This window comes from Pseudoalteromonas sp. Of7M-16 (assembly GCF_022347805.1).
Taxonomy (GTDB): domain Bacteria; phylum Pseudomonadota; class Gammaproteobacteria; order Enterobacterales; family Alteromonadaceae; genus Pseudoalteromonas; species Pseudoalteromonas luteoviolacea_F.
The window spans coordinates 16419-35869 of sequence record NZ_JAKRFY010000038.1 but is presented as its reverse complement, the minus strand read 5'-3'; the positions used below and the strand labels follow the sequence as shown (position 1 = coordinate 35869).

Annotated in this window: 14 protein-coding genes; 6 read left to right on the top strand and 8 right to left on the bottom strand. The window is 41.6% G+C overall.

All coding sequences use genetic code 11. From position 1 onward, the window contains the following. Nucleotides 1-101: 101 nt before the first annotated feature. Nucleotides 102-407, bottom strand: coding sequence for an H-NS histone family protein (locus MHN81_RS26195; RefSeq protein ID WP_023400905.1), 306 nt, complete (start codon nucleotides 405-407; stop codon nucleotides 102-104). Nucleotides 408-1206: 799 nt separating this feature from the next. Continuing rightward, a complete protein-coding gene (pyrC, locus tag MHN81_RS26190) occupies nucleotides 1207-2247 on the bottom strand; it encodes a dihydroorotase (RefSeq protein ID WP_239427167.1) in 1041 nt (346 codons plus the stop codon). A gap of 309 nt (nucleotides 2248-2556) precedes the next feature. Between pyrC and MHN81_RS26185 the strand changes: the two genes are divergently transcribed. Then, nucleotides 2557-4938 (top strand): EAL domain-containing protein, encoded by a 2382-nt coding sequence (locus MHN81_RS26185; RefSeq protein WP_239427172.1) that lies wholly within the window; start codon nucleotides 2557-2559, stop codon nucleotides 4936-4938. A 90-nt stretch (nucleotides 4939-5028) separates the two neighbouring features. Here MHN81_RS26185 and metE read toward each other — a convergent pair whose 3' ends face one another. Continuing rightward, nucleotides 5029-7311: a 5-methyltetrahydropteroyltriglutamate--homocysteine S-methyltransferase gene (gene metE, locus MHN81_RS26180; protein WP_239427166.1), complete on the bottom strand. Its 2283-nt coding sequence runs from the start codon at nucleotides 7309-7311 to the stop codon at nucleotides 5029-5031. A gap of 292 nt (nucleotides 7312-7603) precedes the next feature. Between metE and MHN81_RS26175 the strand changes: the two genes are divergently transcribed. From MHN81_RS26175 to MHN81_RS26165, 3 genes are all read left to right on the top strand, one after another. Next, nucleotides 7604-8491, top strand: coding sequence for a LysR substrate-binding domain-containing protein (locus MHN81_RS26175; protein ID WP_036976941.1), 888 nt, complete (start codon nucleotides 7604-7606; stop codon nucleotides 8489-8491). A gap of 48 nt (nucleotides 8492-8539) precedes the next feature. Continuing rightward, nucleotides 8540-9304, top strand: a complete 765-nt coding sequence (locus MHN81_RS26170; RefSeq protein WP_023400911.1) for a YdcF family protein — start codon at nucleotides 8540-8542, stop codon at nucleotides 9302-9304. Nucleotides 9305-9465: 161 nt separating this feature from the next. Beyond that, nucleotides 9466-9819: a hypothetical protein gene (locus MHN81_RS26165; RefSeq protein ID WP_239427165.1), complete on the top strand. Its 354-nt coding sequence runs from the start codon at nucleotides 9466-9468 to the stop codon at nucleotides 9817-9819. A gap of 71 nt (nucleotides 9820-9890) precedes the next feature. On the opposite strand, the gene MHN81_RS26160 is transcribed toward MHN81_RS26165, so the two are convergent. Next, on the bottom strand, nucleotides 9891-10367 hold the full coding sequence (locus tag MHN81_RS26160; protein WP_239427164.1) for a hypothetical protein: 477 nt from the start codon (nucleotides 10365-10367) through the stop codon (nucleotides 9891-9893). A 56-nt stretch (nucleotides 10368-10423) separates the two neighbouring features. After that, nucleotides 10424-11080 carry a glutathione S-transferase family protein gene (locus MHN81_RS26155; protein WP_023400914.1) on the bottom strand — a complete coding sequence of 219 codons (657 nt, stop codon included), beginning with the start codon at nucleotides 11078-11080 and terminating at the stop codon, nucleotides 10424-10426. Nucleotides 11081-11189: 109 nt separating this feature from the next. On the opposite strand from MHN81_RS26155, the gene MHN81_RS26150 reads away from it, so the two are divergent. Continuing rightward, on the top strand, nucleotides 11190-12041 hold the full coding sequence (locus MHN81_RS26150; protein ID WP_239427163.1) for a LysR family transcriptional regulator: 852 nt from the start codon (nucleotides 11190-11192) through the stop codon (nucleotides 12039-12041). Nucleotides 12042-12152: 111 nt separating this feature from the next. Further along, nucleotides 12153-12749 (top strand): porin family protein, encoded by a 597-nt coding sequence (locus MHN81_RS26145; RefSeq protein WP_239427162.1) that lies wholly within the window; start codon nucleotides 12153-12155, stop codon nucleotides 12747-12749. Here MHN81_RS26145 and MHN81_RS26140 read toward each other — a convergent pair. The 3 genes from MHN81_RS26140 to MHN81_RS26130 all read right to left on the bottom strand — a co-directional run bounded on the left by MHN81_RS26140 (nucleotide 12733) and on the right by MHN81_RS26130 (nucleotide 18530). Continuing rightward, the gene (locus MHN81_RS26140; protein ID WP_239427161.1) at nucleotides 12733-14685 is read right to left on the bottom strand and encodes a tetratricopeptide repeat protein; all 1953 of its coding nucleotides are present in this window, start codon (nucleotides 14683-14685) and stop codon (nucleotides 12733-12735) included. The two genes, MHN81_RS26145 and MHN81_RS26140, sit on opposite strands and share 17 nt — an antisense overlap. Nucleotides 14686-15135: 450 nt before the next feature. Then, a complete protein-coding gene (uvrB, locus tag MHN81_RS26135; protein WP_023400918.1) occupies nucleotides 15136-17154 on the bottom strand; it encodes an excinuclease ABC subunit UvrB in 2019 nt (672 codons plus the stop codon). After that, a complete protein-coding gene (locus tag MHN81_RS26130) occupies nucleotides 17151-18530 on the bottom strand; it encodes an MATE family efflux transporter (protein ID WP_023400919.1) in 1380 nt (459 codons plus the stop codon). The genes uvrB and MHN81_RS26130 overlap by 4 nt, the downstream gene beginning before the upstream one ends. Nucleotides 18531-19451: the final 921 nt, after the last annotated feature.

Sequence of the window (19451 nt, the reverse complement as noted above, 5' to 3'; positions counted from 1 at the left end):
TTTTGTATTGAAAATAAAAACAGGTGAAGCAATTTAGTGCTTCACCTGCTCAAACGAATAGTTCCTTTCAATTTAGAAAGTGATTAAAAAATATTTTATACTTATATCTTATAATCATCTAAATTTACGTTTGCGAACGCTTTTGGTGTTTTACCGCGCCCGGTCCACTCATGGACTTTACCGTCGATTTCAATTCGATATTTTGGACTGACTTTGCTGCGCTTGTCCATAGCACCAGAACCAACTAAGTCATCTAGCGTTAATCCCTTTTCTTTTAGCAAAGCTAGTACTTCTTCTTTAGCTTGTGCCTGCTCTTGTTGTTGAGCAATTGCATCTTGAAGTAGTTCATGTGCTTTAGTTAGCTCACTGAAGCTAGCATTTTTAATAAAAGATTTTATTTCACGCATTAGATTTCTCTCACAAAGTGTTGATTACAATTTTCATTGAAGTATTAAAAAGCTCTAATACTGAGAGTATATTATATTTATATAATTTCAAATTAATAGACATTATTTTAATCAAATTAGGTTTTATTAAAAATAGGTACACCTTAACAATTAACATAACCTGCATTAACTTTTTTCATTTTGAATGTATCAAAAATTTATTAAGCCCATGTTTAATAAAGAATTAGCTTATCTTACCCTGACAAGGAATCACTATTTTTCTAATAAAATTTTCAACATTCTTTTCTCTTTAAATTTTAAACTATCTAAGTTATCAGACCTCTTTTTAATAGATTTATCAGTCAATTCGAGACTGTGCTTGCTTCGACAGTGCTGAAAACCAGTGCAACTCCATCAGAATTAACTACACATTTGTGAAGCGACACAACTAAAAAATGAAAATAAGAGAACCAGAATCGAGTCATAATCGTATTACAAAGAACTCAAATCAATATAGTCGAATAATACTAATTACTGCGCGAACACGCCTAATTTCGAGGGATACAGATACATAGCATGCATGGATAACTAAAACGTTCACTTTGCATTGCTTGGCCATAAAGAATGTTGGACAAAATGAAAGTGATAATAAATAGTCACTCACCTTTATTATCGAGAGCTATCTAGATGCCGGTTATTAGTGTTTGGCGCAGCCAATTTATAGCGGCTAACTCTGATAAGCGGACAATTTGGTTTAGGTTCGAAAAAGGCTGCAAATGCAGCCTTTTTATTACACTCAATAAATGGTGTGAAATAATGGTTATTCTACAACTTGCCAATCAATTGTAGCGCCGGCTTTAATTGGCACAACGTTAGTGTCACCAAGAGGGTATGACTCAGGCACTTGCCAAGCACTTTTCTCCAATGTAATGGTATCCTGATTGCGCTCCAAACCATAAAAGTCTGGGCCATAAAAGCTCGCAAAACCTTCTAGTTTATCCAGTGCACCCGCTTCTTCAAAAGCTTCAGCGTATAACTCTATTGCCGCATGTGCGGTATATGCTCCCGCACAGCCACACGCAGCTTCTTTTTTATCTTTTGCGTGCGGAGCTGAATCCGTACCTAAGAAAAACTTTTTGCTTCCACTGGTCGCAGCATCAATTAAAGCCTGCTGGTGGATATTGCGCTTCAATATAGGGAGACAGTAATAGTGAGGTCTTATCCCACCTGCCAACATATGATTGCGATTGTACAGAAGGTGGTGAGCAGTAATAGTCGCCGCCACATTGTCCGGTGCAGAGCGAACAAATTCTACCGCATCTTTTGTCGTTATATGCTCAAGTACAATTTTTAACTGTGGAAATGCATCAACAATTTTTGCCAACTTAGTCTCAATAAACACTTTTTCTCTGTCAAAGATGTCGATAGAGGAGTCCGTGACTTCACCGTGGATCAATAACAGCATGCCGACTTCCTGCATTGCCTCTAGTGCAGGATATACTTTTTCGATATCGGTTACACCTGAATCAGAGTTAGTCGTTGCCCCAGCAGGGTACAACTTAGCAGCAAAAATATGACCGCTTGCTTTTGCTTTTTTGATTTCTTCAGGCGTCGTTTTGTCTGTTAAATATAAAACCATTAACGGTTCAAAACCCGCTTTCGGTCCAGCTGCCATAATACGATCTCGATATGCTAGCGCAGTGTCTGTACAAGTCGCTGGAGGTACTAGGTTAGGCATAATAATTGCGCGGCCCATATATCGACTAATATCGCGTACAGTATCTTTAAGAACTTCACCGTCTCTTAAGTGTACGTGCCAATCATCTGGGCGAGTAATGGTAAGGGTCTGATTACTTGTCATTGCTAATTTCCACTGCTGAATTTGCCCGATCATAGGCGCTGTAAGGCTTTTAGTAAAGCAATTCAAGGTATTTTGTAGACGACGAAATGTGCTGGCTCAGCTATATTCCGGCTATGTTCATTTTGATGTAATACTATATAAGGTATCAACACTTGAAAGGCTTAACACATTCTCTTCCAAAAAGTACCTGTTTGAAGTACGGATTGTGCGCTTTTTTTTACAGTGGTATTTCTACTTTTTTACAACATAATTTGAGATTACATTGTTAAGTGAGATAACGTACAATCAATGTCCAACCGAGTATTGCCTATGCTGTTAGAAAAAAAACTAGAATCAAAAACAGAACAGTTGAGCATTATCAATCAGTTTTCATCCTCGTTATTGCAAATTACCCATTTAGAAGAGCTATTTGATTACGTTACTTCGCAAGTTGTTAAACGCCTCGGCTTTGTCGATTGCGTAATTTATTTAGCTGATCAAGATTGCCAGTATTTAGAAGTGGTTGCCAGTATGGGAGTTGCACAACACAGTGAACGCTATGAGGTAGCACAGCAAACTATTCCTATCGCGGCCGGGATAACTGGCCATGTTGCACGAACTAAAAAACCTTTTATATCTGGTGATTTGTCTCTAGAGCCGATGTATATAGCAGATTCCCAGCCCGCACTGTCTGAGCTATGCGTTCCATTGGTATATAAAGAACAGTTAATTGGCGTCATTGATTGCGAGCACCCAGAGCAAAACTACTTTACTTCAAGCCATTTACAAATACTCTCGACCGTCGCACATTTGTTAAGTGCCAAAATATATCAAGTTCGTACGGTAGATCACCTCACTGCAACGGTTTCTCAGCTCAATGAAGCACAGCTAATCGAAAAATGTATCCTGAAGATCGCCAATATAACATACCACTCTCAAGAGCTTGATACGTTTTACGATGAGCTTTATAAAATAATCAATACAGTGTTGCCTGCCAATAATTGTTTTATCGGCATCTACGATACTAAACAAGATATGCTCGAGATCGAGTATTTAATTGAGGATGGTAATAAGTGCCTTGCGCAGCAAAAAGTGTCCAAGTCACAATTAAAGCATACCGCTTCATATTATGTGATCCGGACACAATCCGCTTTACTGTGTGACCATCAACAATTTCAGCATCATATTGATCAGGGCCATTTTGAAATGATAGGCCGCTCTCCACAGGCTTGGCTTGGGGTGCCTTTTGTAGTCAATGATCAGTATCAAGGCGTGATTGTTTTGCAAAGCTATGAGCAGCATGAAACATTTAATCGCCAGCACTACACCATCCTAACCTATATAAGCCGGCAAATCAGTATGGCCATTGACCGTCGATTGGCTAAACAAGCGCTTGAACACAGGGCCTTACACGACGACTTAACTGGGCTGGCCAACCGTTACTTATTAATAGAGCGAATGAAGCATGCGATCTTATCTCTCGGTCGCCAAACCGAGTCAAACCTGCACTGTCTGATTTACCTCGATCTCGACCGATTTAAAAGTATCAATGACTCTTTGGGGCACGATGTAGGCGATCGCTTTTTAATCGCGATAGTTAAAGCACTGCAAACATGTATTCGTAAAACAGATACATTTGCTAGGCTCGGTGGTGACGAGTTTGCTATCTTCATGGAAAATATCCAAGATGAAGAGCAAGTCTCAAAAGCACTGCACAGACTGACACAAGCAATTGCAAACCCGTTCACCATAGATACACATGTATTGCAGGCATCTAGCAGTATTGGTGTCGCGTTCACCGAGCACGACTCGGATAACGCCATCACACTATTACAACAAGCCGATGCAGCCATGTACGAAGCTAAATCTGCCGGGCGAAGTCAGATCCGTTATTTTAACAATGCCATGCGTAGCAAGTTGAAACATCAAGCAGACATAGAAAATGATTTACAGCATGGAATTATTAATGACGAATTTGAACTGTTCTACCAACCGATATTTACTTTAAACCAACCCAAGGTAGTTAGCTTTGAAGCACTGGTGCGCTGGCATCATCCAAAAAATGGATTAGTCGCGCCAGATCAGTTTATTCCCATTGCTGAAAGTACAGGACAAATTATTGAGTTAGACCGGCATATTTTAACCCTCGCGGCAAAGCAATTATCAAATTGGCGACAACAGGGCGTGTCAGACATAAAAATGACTGTCAATGTCTCATCTCGGCACTTTGCAAGTTTAGAATTTATTGAGTATATCCATGCACTGTACGACGAGTATAAATTGCCAAGCGGTAGTTTATGTTTAGAAATTACAGAATCGGGACTCATTGAAAACTTAAGCCTCGCCACTAAGATCATTAATGGCATTACTCCGCTAGGTGTGCGGCTATACCTAGATGACTTTGGCACTGGCTATTCAGCGCTCGGCTATTTACATCAACTCCCCATTCACGTTTTGAAAATAGATAAAAGTTTTGTAGAGCAACTGTCAACAAAAGACAGCCCGCTTATCGATGCCATTTTATCGCTGGCAAAGTCCTTGCGACTACAAGTAGTTGCTGAGGGAATAGAAACGCCAAAACAGTGGGCAAGGTTAAAACGTAAAGGGTGCCAGTTAGGGCAAGGATATTTAGTCTCTCGGCCTATGCCAAGTCAAAAAGCGCTGGCTTTTTTACAAGCGCAATCAGCAAAAATAATTGAACACTCGCATTAAGTAATACCGGATATGCCCACGCAAGGGCATATCTCGGTTTGCACACTTAAACTTCTATGAGTAATAAAAAGCGCAAATAATTATTAGGGCTCAGTCTGATCTAGATAGTTCTGCTCGTAACTCTTTTGTCGCCGTCACCATATTATCGAGTGCGGCTCGTGTTTCTTCCCATCCTCGTGTTTTCAATCCGCAATCGGGGTTTACCCAAAGCCGAGTAACCGGGATTTTTTCTGCTGCTTTATGAATTAAACCTTTTATCCACCCAATATCTGGAACATTTGGTGTGTGGATATCATATACGCCTGGGCCAATTTGATTTGGGTAGTCAAAGCTTTCAAAAGCCCCCAACAATGCCATATTAGAGCGAGAGGTCTCTATGGTGATCACATCAGCGTCCAAATCAGCAATCGCTTCAATGATGCCATTAAATTCGGAATAACACATATGCGTGTGTATTTGCGTTTCATCCTTTACCCCGCTAGCGGACACACGAAAAGTGTATGCTGCCCAATCTAAATAAGATGACCACTGTGAGGCTTTTAGCGGCATGCCTTCTCTAAATGCAGGTTCGTCAATTTGGATGATCTCGATGCCTGCATTTTGCAGGTCAACGACTTCATCTCGAAGCGTCAAGGCAATTTGATTTGCAATTACATGTTTATCGACATCTTCACGGATAAAGGACCAAAATAGCAGTGTAATGGGCCCCGTTAACATGCCTTTTATCTTCTTTTTAGTTAGTGACTGTGCAAACACAGTCCATTCAATAGTCATAGGTCGCGACCTTGTAACATCTCCCCAAATAATTGGCGGTTTTACACAACGAGAGCCATAACTTTGCACCCAACCTAATTGAGTACACGCGAACCCATCCAGCAATTCCCCAAAATACTCAACCATATCATTGCGCTCAGCTTCACCGTGTACCAATACGTCCAAACCCAACGCCTCTTGTGCAAGCACTGCATCACGAATTTCCGCCTTCATTTTTGCGTGATATGTAGCTTCTTCAAGCTCCCCAGCTTTAAAAGCCCGTCGCGCAGCTCTAATCGACTGTGTCTGCGGAAATGAACCTATGGTTGTCGTCGGTAATAAAGGTAGCTGTAAAACACTCGCCTGCTTTAGATTGCGTATTGGAAAAGGATTATTACGCTGACCATCTGTTTCAGCTAATGTAGCTACCCTTGCTTGAACATCTAGTCTATTTACTCGTGGCGAGTTCTTTCTCGCATTGATAGGCGCTGAGTAATCAGCAATCGCAGTACTGTCATCGGTTGACAATGCCTTCTTGAGCAGAGATAACTCGGTACCCTTTTGTCTCGCAAAGGCGAGCCAAGATCTCATTTCAGAATCGAGTTTTTCCTCCTGTTCAAGATCGACAGGCGTGTGAAGCAATGAACATGATGGCGCTATCCATAGGCAATCTCCTCGTTTTTTCGCTACCGTTGAAACTTGCTGATATATCGCTTCAAGATCGGCACGCCAGATGTTTCTGCCGTTGATAACACCCAAAGACAATATTTGCTCATCACGCAATAGTACGTCGAGTTTTTCAATATCTGACTCACCAGTCACACAATCAAAATGGATGCCCTCAACAGGGTAGGAGGCAATGTCCTGATAGTAATTTGCCACCGAGCCAAAATAGCTTGCAAGTAATATTTTAACGCCCTGGCCAGATAATTTACTTAGGCTGGTATTTAATGCAGCTCGATAACTGTCGTCAATTTCAAGTGCCAAAATGGGCTCATCGATTTGAACCCACTCGATGTTTTGCTCTGCGAGCTTTGCCAATATTTGTTGATAAACATTCAACAAACTATCCAATAGTGTCAGTTTGTTAAACTCTTCCCCTGCACATTTAGCCAGATATAAATATGTGACAGGACCTATTAGTACAGGCTTTACTTTATACCCAAGTTGCTGAGCTTCATTAACCTGCTCAAACAACTCCTGCCAGCCCAGTTTAAAGGCTTGGTTAATGCTCAACTCGGGTACAATGTAGTGATAATTGGTGTTAAACCACTTGGTCATCTCACTTGCAGCGCATGTGCAGCCTGTGGGCGCGCGACCTCGAGCAACACGAAATAAAGTGTCAAGATTGGCGTCATCACAGCCTTGGTGATGACGTTCCGGTATCGCGCCAACCAACATAGAAGTCGTCAATACATGATCATACCAAGCAAAGTCTCCAACAGGTAATAACTCAACACCCTGCTCTGCCTGTAAAGCCCAATTCTCAGCGCGGATCGCGCGCCCTTTTTCAACCAGCTCTGTGCGGGAGATCTTACCAGCCCAATAATTTTCTAGTGCGAATTTGAGCTCGCGCTTTTTGCCGATGCGAGGAAAACCTAAATTATGAATAGTTACCATGACGAACAACTCCACTTTAGATGTTTAGACGTCTAAAAATTAATTCTAATGTAGATTTTTCTCAACTGATCGATTCTCAAATGCAACTTGAGCAAAATTAAATTGTATTTTTTTTAAAAAAAGTTAAATAAATAATGACAACGCTGTCAAAAATAGTGTTATAGTGATTTAGTGAAATTTTGAACAATCGCTGGTGGAATTGTAGACGTCTAGACGTTGAATGACCTGCTAGTACAGCGTAATATGGATGTAATCTGAGTTTTACTCACGTTTAGAATGAGATTTATTAATGATGATAGACATTAAGCACCTAAAAACCATTGCTACCCTGAAAGATACTGGATCACTGGTGAACACTGCACGTGAGTTATTTTTAACTCAGTCTGCTTTGTCTCATCAAATTAAAGATCTAGAAAATAAATTAGATTGTCAATTATTTGAACGTAAAACCCAACCCGTGCGGTTCACCCCACAAGGTATGTTGCTATTAGAGCTAGCCAGTGAAGTGTTGCCTAAAGTAGAAGCAACTAAATGCCGACTTAAAGAAAGTTTGAATCAACCAATATCCCAGCTAAAGCTGAGTGTAGAATGTCACGCCTGCTTTCATTGGTTGCTACCAACAATCAAAGAGTTCAATAATTTTTGGCCAGATATTCGCGTAGATTACGAGCAGGGGTTCAGCTATGATGCGATCCCTGAGCTACTAAATGACGAATTAGATATTGTACTTACGTCAGACATTAGAGAGCCTGAACTGCTCGAGTATGCACACGTTTTCGATTTCAAGCTCAAGTTGATTGTTGCGCCAGATCATGAGCTTGCCAAAAAAGCCTATGTCACGGCACTAGATCTCAAAGATGAAACAATCATTTCTTACCCGATCCCAAAAGAGCGACAAGATATATTTAAGCACTTTATTCAAAATGCACGCTTTGATGGCACACTCAAGTCGGTCGATCAGGGCCTCCTGATCTTTCAACTAGTCAGTGCAGGTATGGGTGTAGCAGCTCTGCCGGATTGGCTAGTAACACCATATGAAAGTCAGGGACTCATAAAGTCCATTCCACTTGGCGCACTCGGCCTCAGTCGCCCTATGTACTTGGCCATGAAAAAGAGCATGAAAGATAACCCTGTTTACAGACACTTTTTGAATACGTGTAAGCAATCTATTAGCCGATAATAGACAGACAGGTTAAACTAGCTCTAACTGGGAAAGTTAGAGCTAATTATGTTTGAACTAAAAAAAATTATCGGTAGCCTGCTGATGCCGCTACCGATGTCTCTTATTATTATTTTTCTTTTATTACTGCTTACCTCTAAAGCAAACAAAAAGAGCTACCTAGCCTGTTTAAGCACCGTTCTAACCTTATGGATGATCAGTACCCCTTTTTTTGCAAACTTCATAATTACGCCCAAAGAGCAAACTCAGAAAACATTCTCTGTAAAAGCACACTCGCAGATTGATGCAATTGTCGTTCTGGGCAGCGGCGTGCACCCCAATACAAAACTGACAGCCAACCAACAACTTTCGAGTACCGGTATAGCAAGGCTTATTGAGGGCATCAGACTGGCACGCATTTATCCAAATGCCGAGTTAATTGTCTCCGGCGCAGGACTAAGCAATGTCACAAGTAGCGAGTTGATGGCACAAGCCGCCCTATCTATAGGGATCAGTTCACATCGCATTAGACAAAACCCACAAGCGTATGATACTGCTCAAGAGGCCAAACTTTTAGCGCCGCGTTTAGTAGACAGCAAGGTGATCCTCGTTACGTCAGCCAGCCACATGCATCGCGCACAAGACCTCTTTTCCGCACAAGGAATTGATACGTACCCTTCGCCAGTGGAAGTATTCAGCTATCACAATACGCCCACTTATCTGAAATTTATTGCCTCTAGCAGCGTATTAAACGCCATTACAACCTATACTCACGAGTGGATTGGCCAAAAGTGGATAACCCTTAGAAGAGCGCTAGATAGTGAAGCCCTGTAAGCACATGGACGGTAAAAAGGTGTAAATTGCATAAAGTTAGACCTAATGAAACTTGAATCTGTGCTTAAAAACGCAAAAAATTGAAAAATTGCTCAAAAATAGGTATAAATGGCGTTTATTCTTAACCTGCGTATCCACGTACAACACGACTGGGATCTACGATGAGTAAACTTGATAAGACTGAAGTTCTAAGCGCATTTGAAGCTGCTTATGAAGCTGTGAATGGCAAAAAGCCTGAAATCACAATCAAACCAGGCTGGTACAGCATTGATGGCGGCAAAAATATGCGCCTAGCTGACGTCGCGGCATTAACCGAAGAGCTAACTTCAGGTTCTGCTGGCGCTAAAGCGGAAGAAAAGCCGGCAACTAAAAAAGCAGCTCCTGCTGTTAAGGCAAAAGCAGCAGCTTTTAACGTTGTAACAGCAAACGAAGAAGGCTTTAAAGCTGAGGAAGCTTGGATTGTAGAGCTTGCAGAGAAAGACCACGACTGTCGTCTTCCTCGCGGTGTTGTTTAAGCACTAAAATGTGTGGTGCCACATTCATCTATGTCGGCACCCTCATTTCCCTAAACCAACCTAAAACAAATCTAACATTCAAAACGCTGTCTTGTTACCTTCCCCCAGTATGGATCTACATATTCATCTTCAATCAAATCTAAACCCGGCAACTTTAAAATAGCACTGCGCCAAAACTCTGTGGCATAACCCGCCCCAGCAATTTGCTTTATCGTCCAACTGCCTGGATACATCGCCCATAGTGCATGCGCAAACTGAGTCCCTAACTTTGCTTTTCTAAATACTGGTACAATATAAAACTCAGCAATTTCCATATCTTTGTCACTGTGCATATAAATAGCAGCAATCCCGGCAGGCACGCCCGATACATAGCAGACAAAAGCAGACACTTGCTCCTGTGCAATATCTGTATCTAGCTCAAACATGCCATCTTGTCGTGGCACTTTTTCAGTTAATTTAGAGAACTCAGCTTCATAAGCTTGTGCAAGGTTATAGTACACAGCTTGGTTTAAATCATTTACGGCGACGAGTTCCATACTCTTTCCCATCAATACAACTCCCTCAATGCTACCCCTAAATTTGGGCTAAATTATGGAGTGATTACTTACTCTGTTCGTTCTGTGCCAGCTTCATCACACTCGACGACTTCATGTTCAAGTAGCGCCTGCTCACGCCACTTGCCCAGTACAGGACAAGCCAATACATGGTCAATATACCTCGAAGCTGTTTCGTTAAGTGTGACGCCATACGTATAAAAACGCATACACACCGGGGCATACATGGCGTCTACTATTGTCCAATGACCAAACAACCAATCTCCTTGATGGCCATGTTGCATTTGCTCGGTAAAAATATCTTCAATTCTCTGAATGTCTGTTGACACTTTTGCATCGACTTCAACATGACGCTTCGCTCTAATATTCATAGGCATTGCATTTTTTAGTGCCGTAAATCCGCTGTGCATTTCAGCACACAATGCCCGTGCACGTGCCCTTTGTTCACGATTTTTAGGTAAGGCTTGCCCCGATAAGTAAGTTTCATTGATATATTCCAAAATAGCGAGGGACTCCCATACAGTCACTTTACCATCAACTAATGTCGGCACTTTTAATGTTGGACTGATATTTTCTAAGGTATTGTAAAATTGCTCAGTTTCTAAGCCAAGCTTCACTTCTTCATAGTCCACATCAAATTTTTCAAGTAGTAACCAAGCTCTCAGTGACCATGTAGAATAATTTTTATTACCAATAAATAACTGCATCGTAACTCCTTTAAATTTAAAACTCTTTGAAAAGACAGTTAATGCTAGATTGCAATTTCAACTAAAACTAGCGGATAATTTAAATACAATACATCAATATATTTGATACATGGATATAGAAGCTTTAAAGAGTTTTCTGGCATTTGTCGAAACCGGCAGCTTTACACGCACAGCCACACAAATGCACAAAACACAATCTGCAATCAGCATGCAAATGAAGAAGTTGCAACAGGACATAGGGCAGCAGCTGTTTGTTAAAGAAGGGCGACAACTGCATTTAACCAGTGAAGGCATGGCTTTGGTGGGCTACGCAAAAAAAATAGTCCAACTGCAGCAAAGTGCATTGACGAACTTAGCTTCTGCAACGCCCAAGACACTGCTCCAGCTAGGGTGCCCCGATGATTATGCCGAGTCTGTCCTGCCTAAGCTCATTGAACTTTTGCACCAAAATGTAGAACACCTAGACCTGCAAGTTACATGTGCTTCAAGCCCACAATTATTAAGTCAATTAGATCAAGGGTTACTCGACCTCGCCATCGTGACACGCAGTGCCAATTCAGAGCAAGGCTATTTACTTTGTCAGGATCATGGTGTCTGGGTTGGCGCAAACCAAGCCAACCTTTTAGAACAATCAACACTTCCTCTTGCCGTTTTTCAAAAAGAGTGTCGATTTCATCAAGCGGCAATTGAAGGCTTGATGAAACAGAATCAAGCTTTTAGTGTTATCGCTTGTTCAGGCAGTGCCAGTGCACTACGCGGCTTGGTTAAACAAGATCTCGCAATATCCGCTATGGCTAATTTGAGCCGAAACGCCCTACCTGTACTGAAAGATCCCCGACTACCACCACTACCAAGTATCGAAATCGCTTTAGTAAAACACAGTGGCTCCTCTGCCGTAGTTTCCCAAAGCCAAGTTGAACAGATCTGTCAGCAATTTCAATATCGCTTTAGCACACAATAGTGTTTTTCGCATATTTTCACTGACCCTTACATTTTTTGACAACGGTGCCACAGACTCTCACAGGCCTTCTCCCTAAACTGAGTCACAAGTTAACCAAATGGAATATGCGTAATGAAAACTTTATCTCTACTCTCACTAGTACTGGCTGCGGCAACTTCTTTTTCAACAATGGCAAACATCAGCGATGATAAGCACAGAGTGGGTGCCCAGTTATCTGGTGGCTCAGCATCTTACAAAAGTTCGAGCCAAGATGGCGACGGCGTTGGCCAATTGTACGTTTATTACAACTATCAATTTGACCCAACTTGGGCGCTTGAAGTAGGTCTAAACGGCGGTGGTGACTCAGATAAGTGGGAATGCACAGACACACAAAACAGAAAGTTCACGTGTACTCAATTGAACAAAACCTTATTCGAAATAGGTGCAAACGATTTGGAATATGGCAATTTGATCGTCGCGGCCAAAGGCCAATATAAATTGACAGAGCGAAACTCTCTATACGGTAAATTAGGTGCTAACTTTTATGATTATGAACTCAACCGAGGTAGCAAAACCTTAGAAGAAGATGATGGTGTCGGCTTTGTCGCTGAACTAGGATGGCAGTACGACTGGCAAAATGGCATGGCGATGAACGTCAACTATCAGTACCTAGATATGGGTGACCTGGACGTATCTGCACTAGGCGTTGGTGTCAGCTATCGCTTTTAAGTAAACTCTGATGTGGTATATACAGCGTAATGGCAACTCCGCCCATTTCGCTGTGTGAAGCACTGATCTCCCCCTTGTGTGCTTGGATGATCTGCTGACAGATCGCCAAGCCAAGGCCCGAACCTCCATGATCTCTGCTGCGTGACCCCTCGCAGCGATACAGCCGCTCAAATATTTTCTCTAAATCTTCATTGGCGACACCTGGAAATGAGTCCTCGACTAAGACCGTCAATCCCTTTTCATTCACATTCATGGATATCTGAGTTTTTCCGCTTGAACTGGTATAAAAATGACTATTTCTCAAAAGATTAAAAATAACCTGTCGGATCCTCGCTGCATCCAAATTACAAATAGAGTCGTGCACTTTTTCAGAAAATGACAAGGTTTGTTGCTTGGTCGCATACATAGGCTGAAATTCCTCGACAATTTCTTTAAGCAATATGCTGACATCTACAGGCTGTTTATCTAACACCATGGCATCATTATCAAATTGCGCCGATTGGTAGATATCTTTTATTAAATTATCGAGATGGCTGATCTTTTTCTGGATTTTCAAAAAACCTTTGACTGGATCAGGCTCTATATTGTGCTGCATTGCTTCTACAGTCAATTTTAAAGCCGCGAGTGGGGTTCTTAGTTCGTGAGAGACATCAGCCAATAAGCGATTTTTCTGAGCGAGAGATTCAGCCATCATGTCGGACTCTAGCTCAACAAATTGCTGCTTCTGTTTTTGTCTTTTGTATATATAGATGGCAACAGCCATAAAGCATAATAGCAACGACGCCCCCATGCCACGCTGTAGTTTTAAGTTTTCTAGGGTTGCTTTTGCCAGGTCTTGTTCATTTTGGATCAGCTTCAAAGCCTGCTCTTGCCGTATAAACTCTACGTTTTGCTGCATGGTCAGGGCTTGCTGTTTATCTAGATCATGATATAGCTGAGTTTTAGTATCTATAAATGCTTCAAGGCTGAGCATTGCGAGCTTATACTCTTCTAGCTGCTGTAATGCTTGCGCCTGATATTTCAGCAAAGTAGCGCGATATGAGTTGCCAATTCCCGGCAGTGCCATCACAGCTTCGATTTCAGATAACGCCTGCTTGTATTGAGCTTGAGCTAGACGGATCTCTATAATGACGATGCGAACAGTGTGTTCTGTTCGTTTCGCTTTCGCCTCAATTGCAAGTTCTAAAGCTTCTTGCGCCACTGATAAAGCCTGTGCCAAAGCTGACTGTGCAACATAAATATTGGCTAATATACTCAGCTGCCAGGCAAGATCGCTATTAGCGCCACTGGCGCGTGCGAGTTTGATACCTTCTTGACTATGATCTAGTGCTTCGCTTATCTTTCCGAGCTGCAAATGAACTTGGCTTAGTTTACCGTGGCTGTTAGCGATATGAATCGGATCACCAAGCGCCTTGTCCACTTCTAAAGCCTGCTTAAAATGCTGAAGTGCCTGTGGGTACTTTTCTAGATCTCGATAAATTTCGCCAATATTATACAGTGAGTTGGATATCCCCTGCTGATTTTGTAGCTGACGCTGTATGTTAAGCGACTTTTCGTGAAAACGTAGAGCGAGTTGCAAACTCCCCATGTAATCGTAGATCACACCTAACTGATTGTAGTACTTGGCTAAACGCGCTTTGTCTTGGATCGGAGCAACCAAGGAAATGGCATCTTTAATGACCCGCTCTGCCTCACTGTAGTTAGCTTGATACCTCAAAGCTCGAGCGAGTAAATGTAATATGTCACTTCGTAAAGTCAGGTGTTCTTTTGGCACCAGATTTCGTGCTTGCTCCAATAGCAGTAATCCTGCACTTATATCGCTTTGTTTAATTGCTAACTGGGCCTGCAGCAATTTGATCTGTGCTGGCGCTTCCTTGAATGTACTCATTACGGGGAGATAAGACTCTAATTCATATAGATGCTGTTTAGCCTCCATAAAGTGTCCTAGTTTAGTCTTTGCTTTGACTTCAATAATTTTAAGTTCAAACCAAAAACGTGAACTTGGCTGCGGGTGTATAAATAGCTGATTAAGCTCATCTACTTTGACTAATGTTTGTTTTGGATTTTGTTCCAATGAGAGGGAAAGTTGAGATAATGAAGTCTGTACCTGCTGATCACTCGCATAAGTGAGCGGTATTGATAACAATAAAATGAGTAATAAACTAACTTGGTGACCAAATAACACAGTACAGAGCGACTCTCACAAAATGGCATTTCGATAACTATAAATGGTTCAGCTGCACCCGCTGGATATTCAGGTGCTACGCTTTGCCCACTTCATACACTAGATAATTTAACCGTTTTTCGCCAACTTAGCACCTATTGTTTATAAATAAGCCAGCAAAAGAGTCGTGTTATATCTGTACTTGGTATTTTTTTCCCTACTTTAACTATTTAAAAGCTGCTGCTGTAAAAGTTGGATTTGATCACGAACTTGCGCCGCTTTTTCAAACTCCAATTCACGCGCATGCGTCATCATCTGAGTTTCTAGCTGAGCTATCTGTTCGGTCAGCTGAGCCGTTGATTTACCTGCTGTCGATATTGGTAGACCTTTACCCTGCTTCACTTTATTTGAGTTTGTATGATCAATCTCTTGCACTTCTTCGCCCAAATCCATCACATCGGTGATCTTTTTATTTAAGGCTTGCGGCACAATACCGTGCTGCTCGTTGTAGGCTTGCTGCTTTTCACGTCGACGCTCAGTTTCATCAATCGCAGCGCGCATCGAGCGCGTGATCCGATCGCCATATAGAATCGCCTTTCCATTAAGGTGTCTAGCTGCACGGCCTATGGTCTGAATTAGCGATCGAGTCGAGCGTAAAAACCCCTCTTTGTCAGCATCTAGAATAGCCACTAGTGAAACTTCCGGCATATCGAGACCCTCACGCAACAAGTTTATCCCGACCAATACATCAAAAACACCTTTCCTAAGATCTCGAATGATCTCCATTCTCTCAACCGTATCTATATCAGAGTGCAAATATCGCACTTTGACATCGTGATCATTTAGATAATCGGTGAGATCTTCAGCCATTCTCTTCGTTAAAGTAGTCACTAAAACACGCTCTTTCAACTCGACGCGCTGATAAATCTCAGATAACAGATCGTCAACTTGCGTTGTCACTGGGCGCACTTCAAGCACGGGATCAAGTAAACCTGTCGGACGGATCACCTGCTCAGCGACTTCGCCACTTGAGCGTTCAAGTTCATAGTCACCCGGTGTAGCCGACACGTAGATCGTCTGAGGGGCAATAGATTCAAACTCTTCGAATTTTAACGGTCGATTATCCATTGCCGAAGGTAACCTAAAGCCATACTCAACAAGATTTTCTTTCCGACTTCGATCCCCTTTATACATAGCACCAACTTGCGAGACCGTGACGTGTGATTCATCAATGATCATCAATGCATCATCTGGCAAATAATCGAGTAAAGTCGGGGGTGGCTCACCTGGTGCTCTGCCAGACAAGTATCGACTGTAGTTTTCAATGCCTGAACAAAAGCCCAGCTCTTGCATCATTTCGATATCGTATTGCGTACGCTGCGCAACTCGCTGCTCTTCTACGAGTTTATTTGCATCCATCAAATATGCTCTGCGCTCTTTTAGCTCGCCTTTGATCTTATCAATCGCATCGAGTATTTTTTCTCTTGGCGTAACGTAATGCGTTTTTGGGTAGATGGTTGCTCTGACTAGGTGTTTGTCGACTGCACCGGTTAGCGGATCAAATAAACTGATACGTTCGATCTCATCATCAAACATTTCAACCCGTACCGCTTGTGTTTCTGATTCAGCAGGGAAGATATCAATAACCTCTCCACGCACTCGGTATGTACCGCGCGAGAAATCCATGTCATTGCGAGTATATTGCAGTTCAGCCAAGCGACGGAGCATAGCCCGCTGCTCCATGGTTTCACCCACTTTGAGCAACAGCATCATTTTCATATAAGAGTCGGGATCACCCAAACCATAAATCGCAGAGACCGAAGCGACAATAATAGTGTCCCTTCTTTCGAGCAGTGCCTTGGTAGCAGACAATCTCATCTGCTCAATATGATCATTGATCGAAGCGTCTTTTTCAATAAAAGTATCACTGGCTACAACATAGGCTTCGGGCTGGTAATAGTCATAATAAGAAACAAAGTATTCGACGGCATTGTTTGGGAAAAACTCTTTCATTTCGCCATATAATTGTGCCGCTAGCGTTTTGTTGTGCGCCATAATAATAGTTGGGCGATTTAGCTTGTGAATAATATTCGCCATCGTAAAGGTTTTACCTGTACCCGTTGCACCTAGTAAGGTTTGATGGGCAAGCCCGGCCTCTAGACCATCACACAGCTGAGCAATCGCAGTCGGCTGATCACCATTTGGTGAAAATTCGGATACTAACTCAAAAGATTCATTCATGAAGGTTGCACCTCAAGACGTTCATGTTGCATGTTGTTTAGGGTTTTTCTAAACCACATATACGCTGAAACAGCTGTAAATAAGTTACCAATTGCAGCGCCAATAAACAGTCCTGTTAACCCCGCAATATGAGAACCAATATAAGCGCAGGGTATATAAAAAACAAACAGTCGAACAATACTTAAGATCAACGCATTCATTGGTTTATGTAAAGCATTGAAAGATGAATTGGTTAGTATAATGATCCCCTGTAAGCCATAACTAAGCGGCAACGTGTAAATGAAGAGCTTAATAATTTCTATGACTTCAGGTTCATTACCAAAAGCTTGACTCACCCAGTGCGCTGTGAGGAGTAAAACGATGTAAATTGCAAATTGCCAAACAAGTACAAATCTAAGTGTTCTGGTATAGGCTTCTTTGACCCTTGCAAAATTACCCGCTCCATAATTTTGGCTAACAAAAGGAGGTAAGGTCATCGATAATGCCAAAATAACCAAACAAGCAATAGACTCGATACGACTTCCCACGCCAAATGCCGCAACAGCTTGCGCACCATAAGTTGCAACGATTGCAGTCATCACAGCCATTGCAATAGGCGTCAGCATATTCGCACCAGCCGCCGGCAAACCTATTTTCATAATTTTGGATACAGCCTCCCAAGTACTTTGGGTAGGGCTTGAGCAGCTTAAAAGACGTTTTTTTACTGCCAGTAAGTAAATAATTACCACCACACCAACGGCCCATGCAACTACCGATGCAATTGCAGCCCCTTGTACGCCCATCTCAGGAATAGGCCCTAAACCAAAAATGAGTATTGGATCCAACACTGCATTAATGAGACCGCCCAGCCCCATAATCATGCTTGGGGTCTTGGTGTCCCCTGATGCTCGAAGCACCGAATTGCCGATCATTGGCGTGATCAAAAATACTGCGCCAAAGAACCATACATTCATATACTCATGTATATAAGGAAGTGTGGTTTCATCTGCCCCCAAAAGTGTAAATATTGGGTCCATCAACAAATACCCTACTCCAGCCAACAGCGCGACCAAGACCGCCGCCAAAACAAGAGAAACAAATGCATCAAATTTGGCTTCTTCTATATTTTTACTACCCAGAGCTTTCGCTATCACAGCAGAAGTACCAATGCCTAGACCAATCGCTAAGCTAATAATGGTGAATGTAACAGGAAAGGTGAAACTCACCGCGGCAAGCGGCTTGGTGCCTAGTAAACTGATAAAAAACGTATCGACTAAATTGAAGCTCATCAACATGATCATGCCAAATATCATTGGCACAGTCATACGCTTTAACGTAGCTGGAATAGAGCCACTCAAAATATCACTATGGGAACTAGATTGGCGTACTGCGGACATAAATTATGATACCTCGTATAACAGCCCATCATTCTAAATCATCATACTGGATGATGCCATGCTATTATTGTGCGCAATACGATTGAAGCACAAAAAAGGATTAACACAGCTAAAATTGGTTTTTTTGCCCAATTCTTTGTCAAACAGACCTCTGAACAAAAAATGTCAATTTTGTTTCAGATTCAGTCATTCTTCGGCTCACTTTTTGCACATCAACCAAACAATGTTGAAATAAATCTTTAAAAATACTCACATCTGCCATGAATTCTAACCAAAAGAGCTATATATATGATTTTATTGAAATTTAAAAAAACATAAAAAACTATTGCTTCCCTCTAATGCCACGGTTTACTTAGCTTTCGTAGAGTTCTTAAAGATTAATAAACAATGTTATCCACAGATTCCGTGGATAAGTTTGTAGAGCCTTTAAAAATAAAGGCCTAGGCAGGGATCATATCGGCCAATTCATTTTATTTAAATGATCATTTTATTTAATAGCCATGATCACACCCATTCTTTGCGTTTTTTTGCTCGTGTGTAGCCCAATTTGACAAATATGCAAGCGGCCAAATGATAGGTAAAAAACACATAACAGATTGTTTTTAAGTAGCTTTTAAAAAACAGATGGCTAGCCTATGCATTAAATAGGTAAAATTTGAGTAAAATATTTACCAAATCGACTGTAAAAGAAGTGCAAACTAATCTACTTTTAAGATCCCTATTAGGATCAACTTTATCAAAATCTACGATCTCAGAAAAAGTGCAAAAAATAGTCCTTTCGAATAATTTTGAGACATAAACCACAAAAAACACGCAATAACTTAATTATGTGGGTTCTTAATACAGACATGAGAAAGATAAATTTGCGAACTCATATCGCTGCGATCCTGTAAATAGCTCCCTATTTCATATCTAATCTGC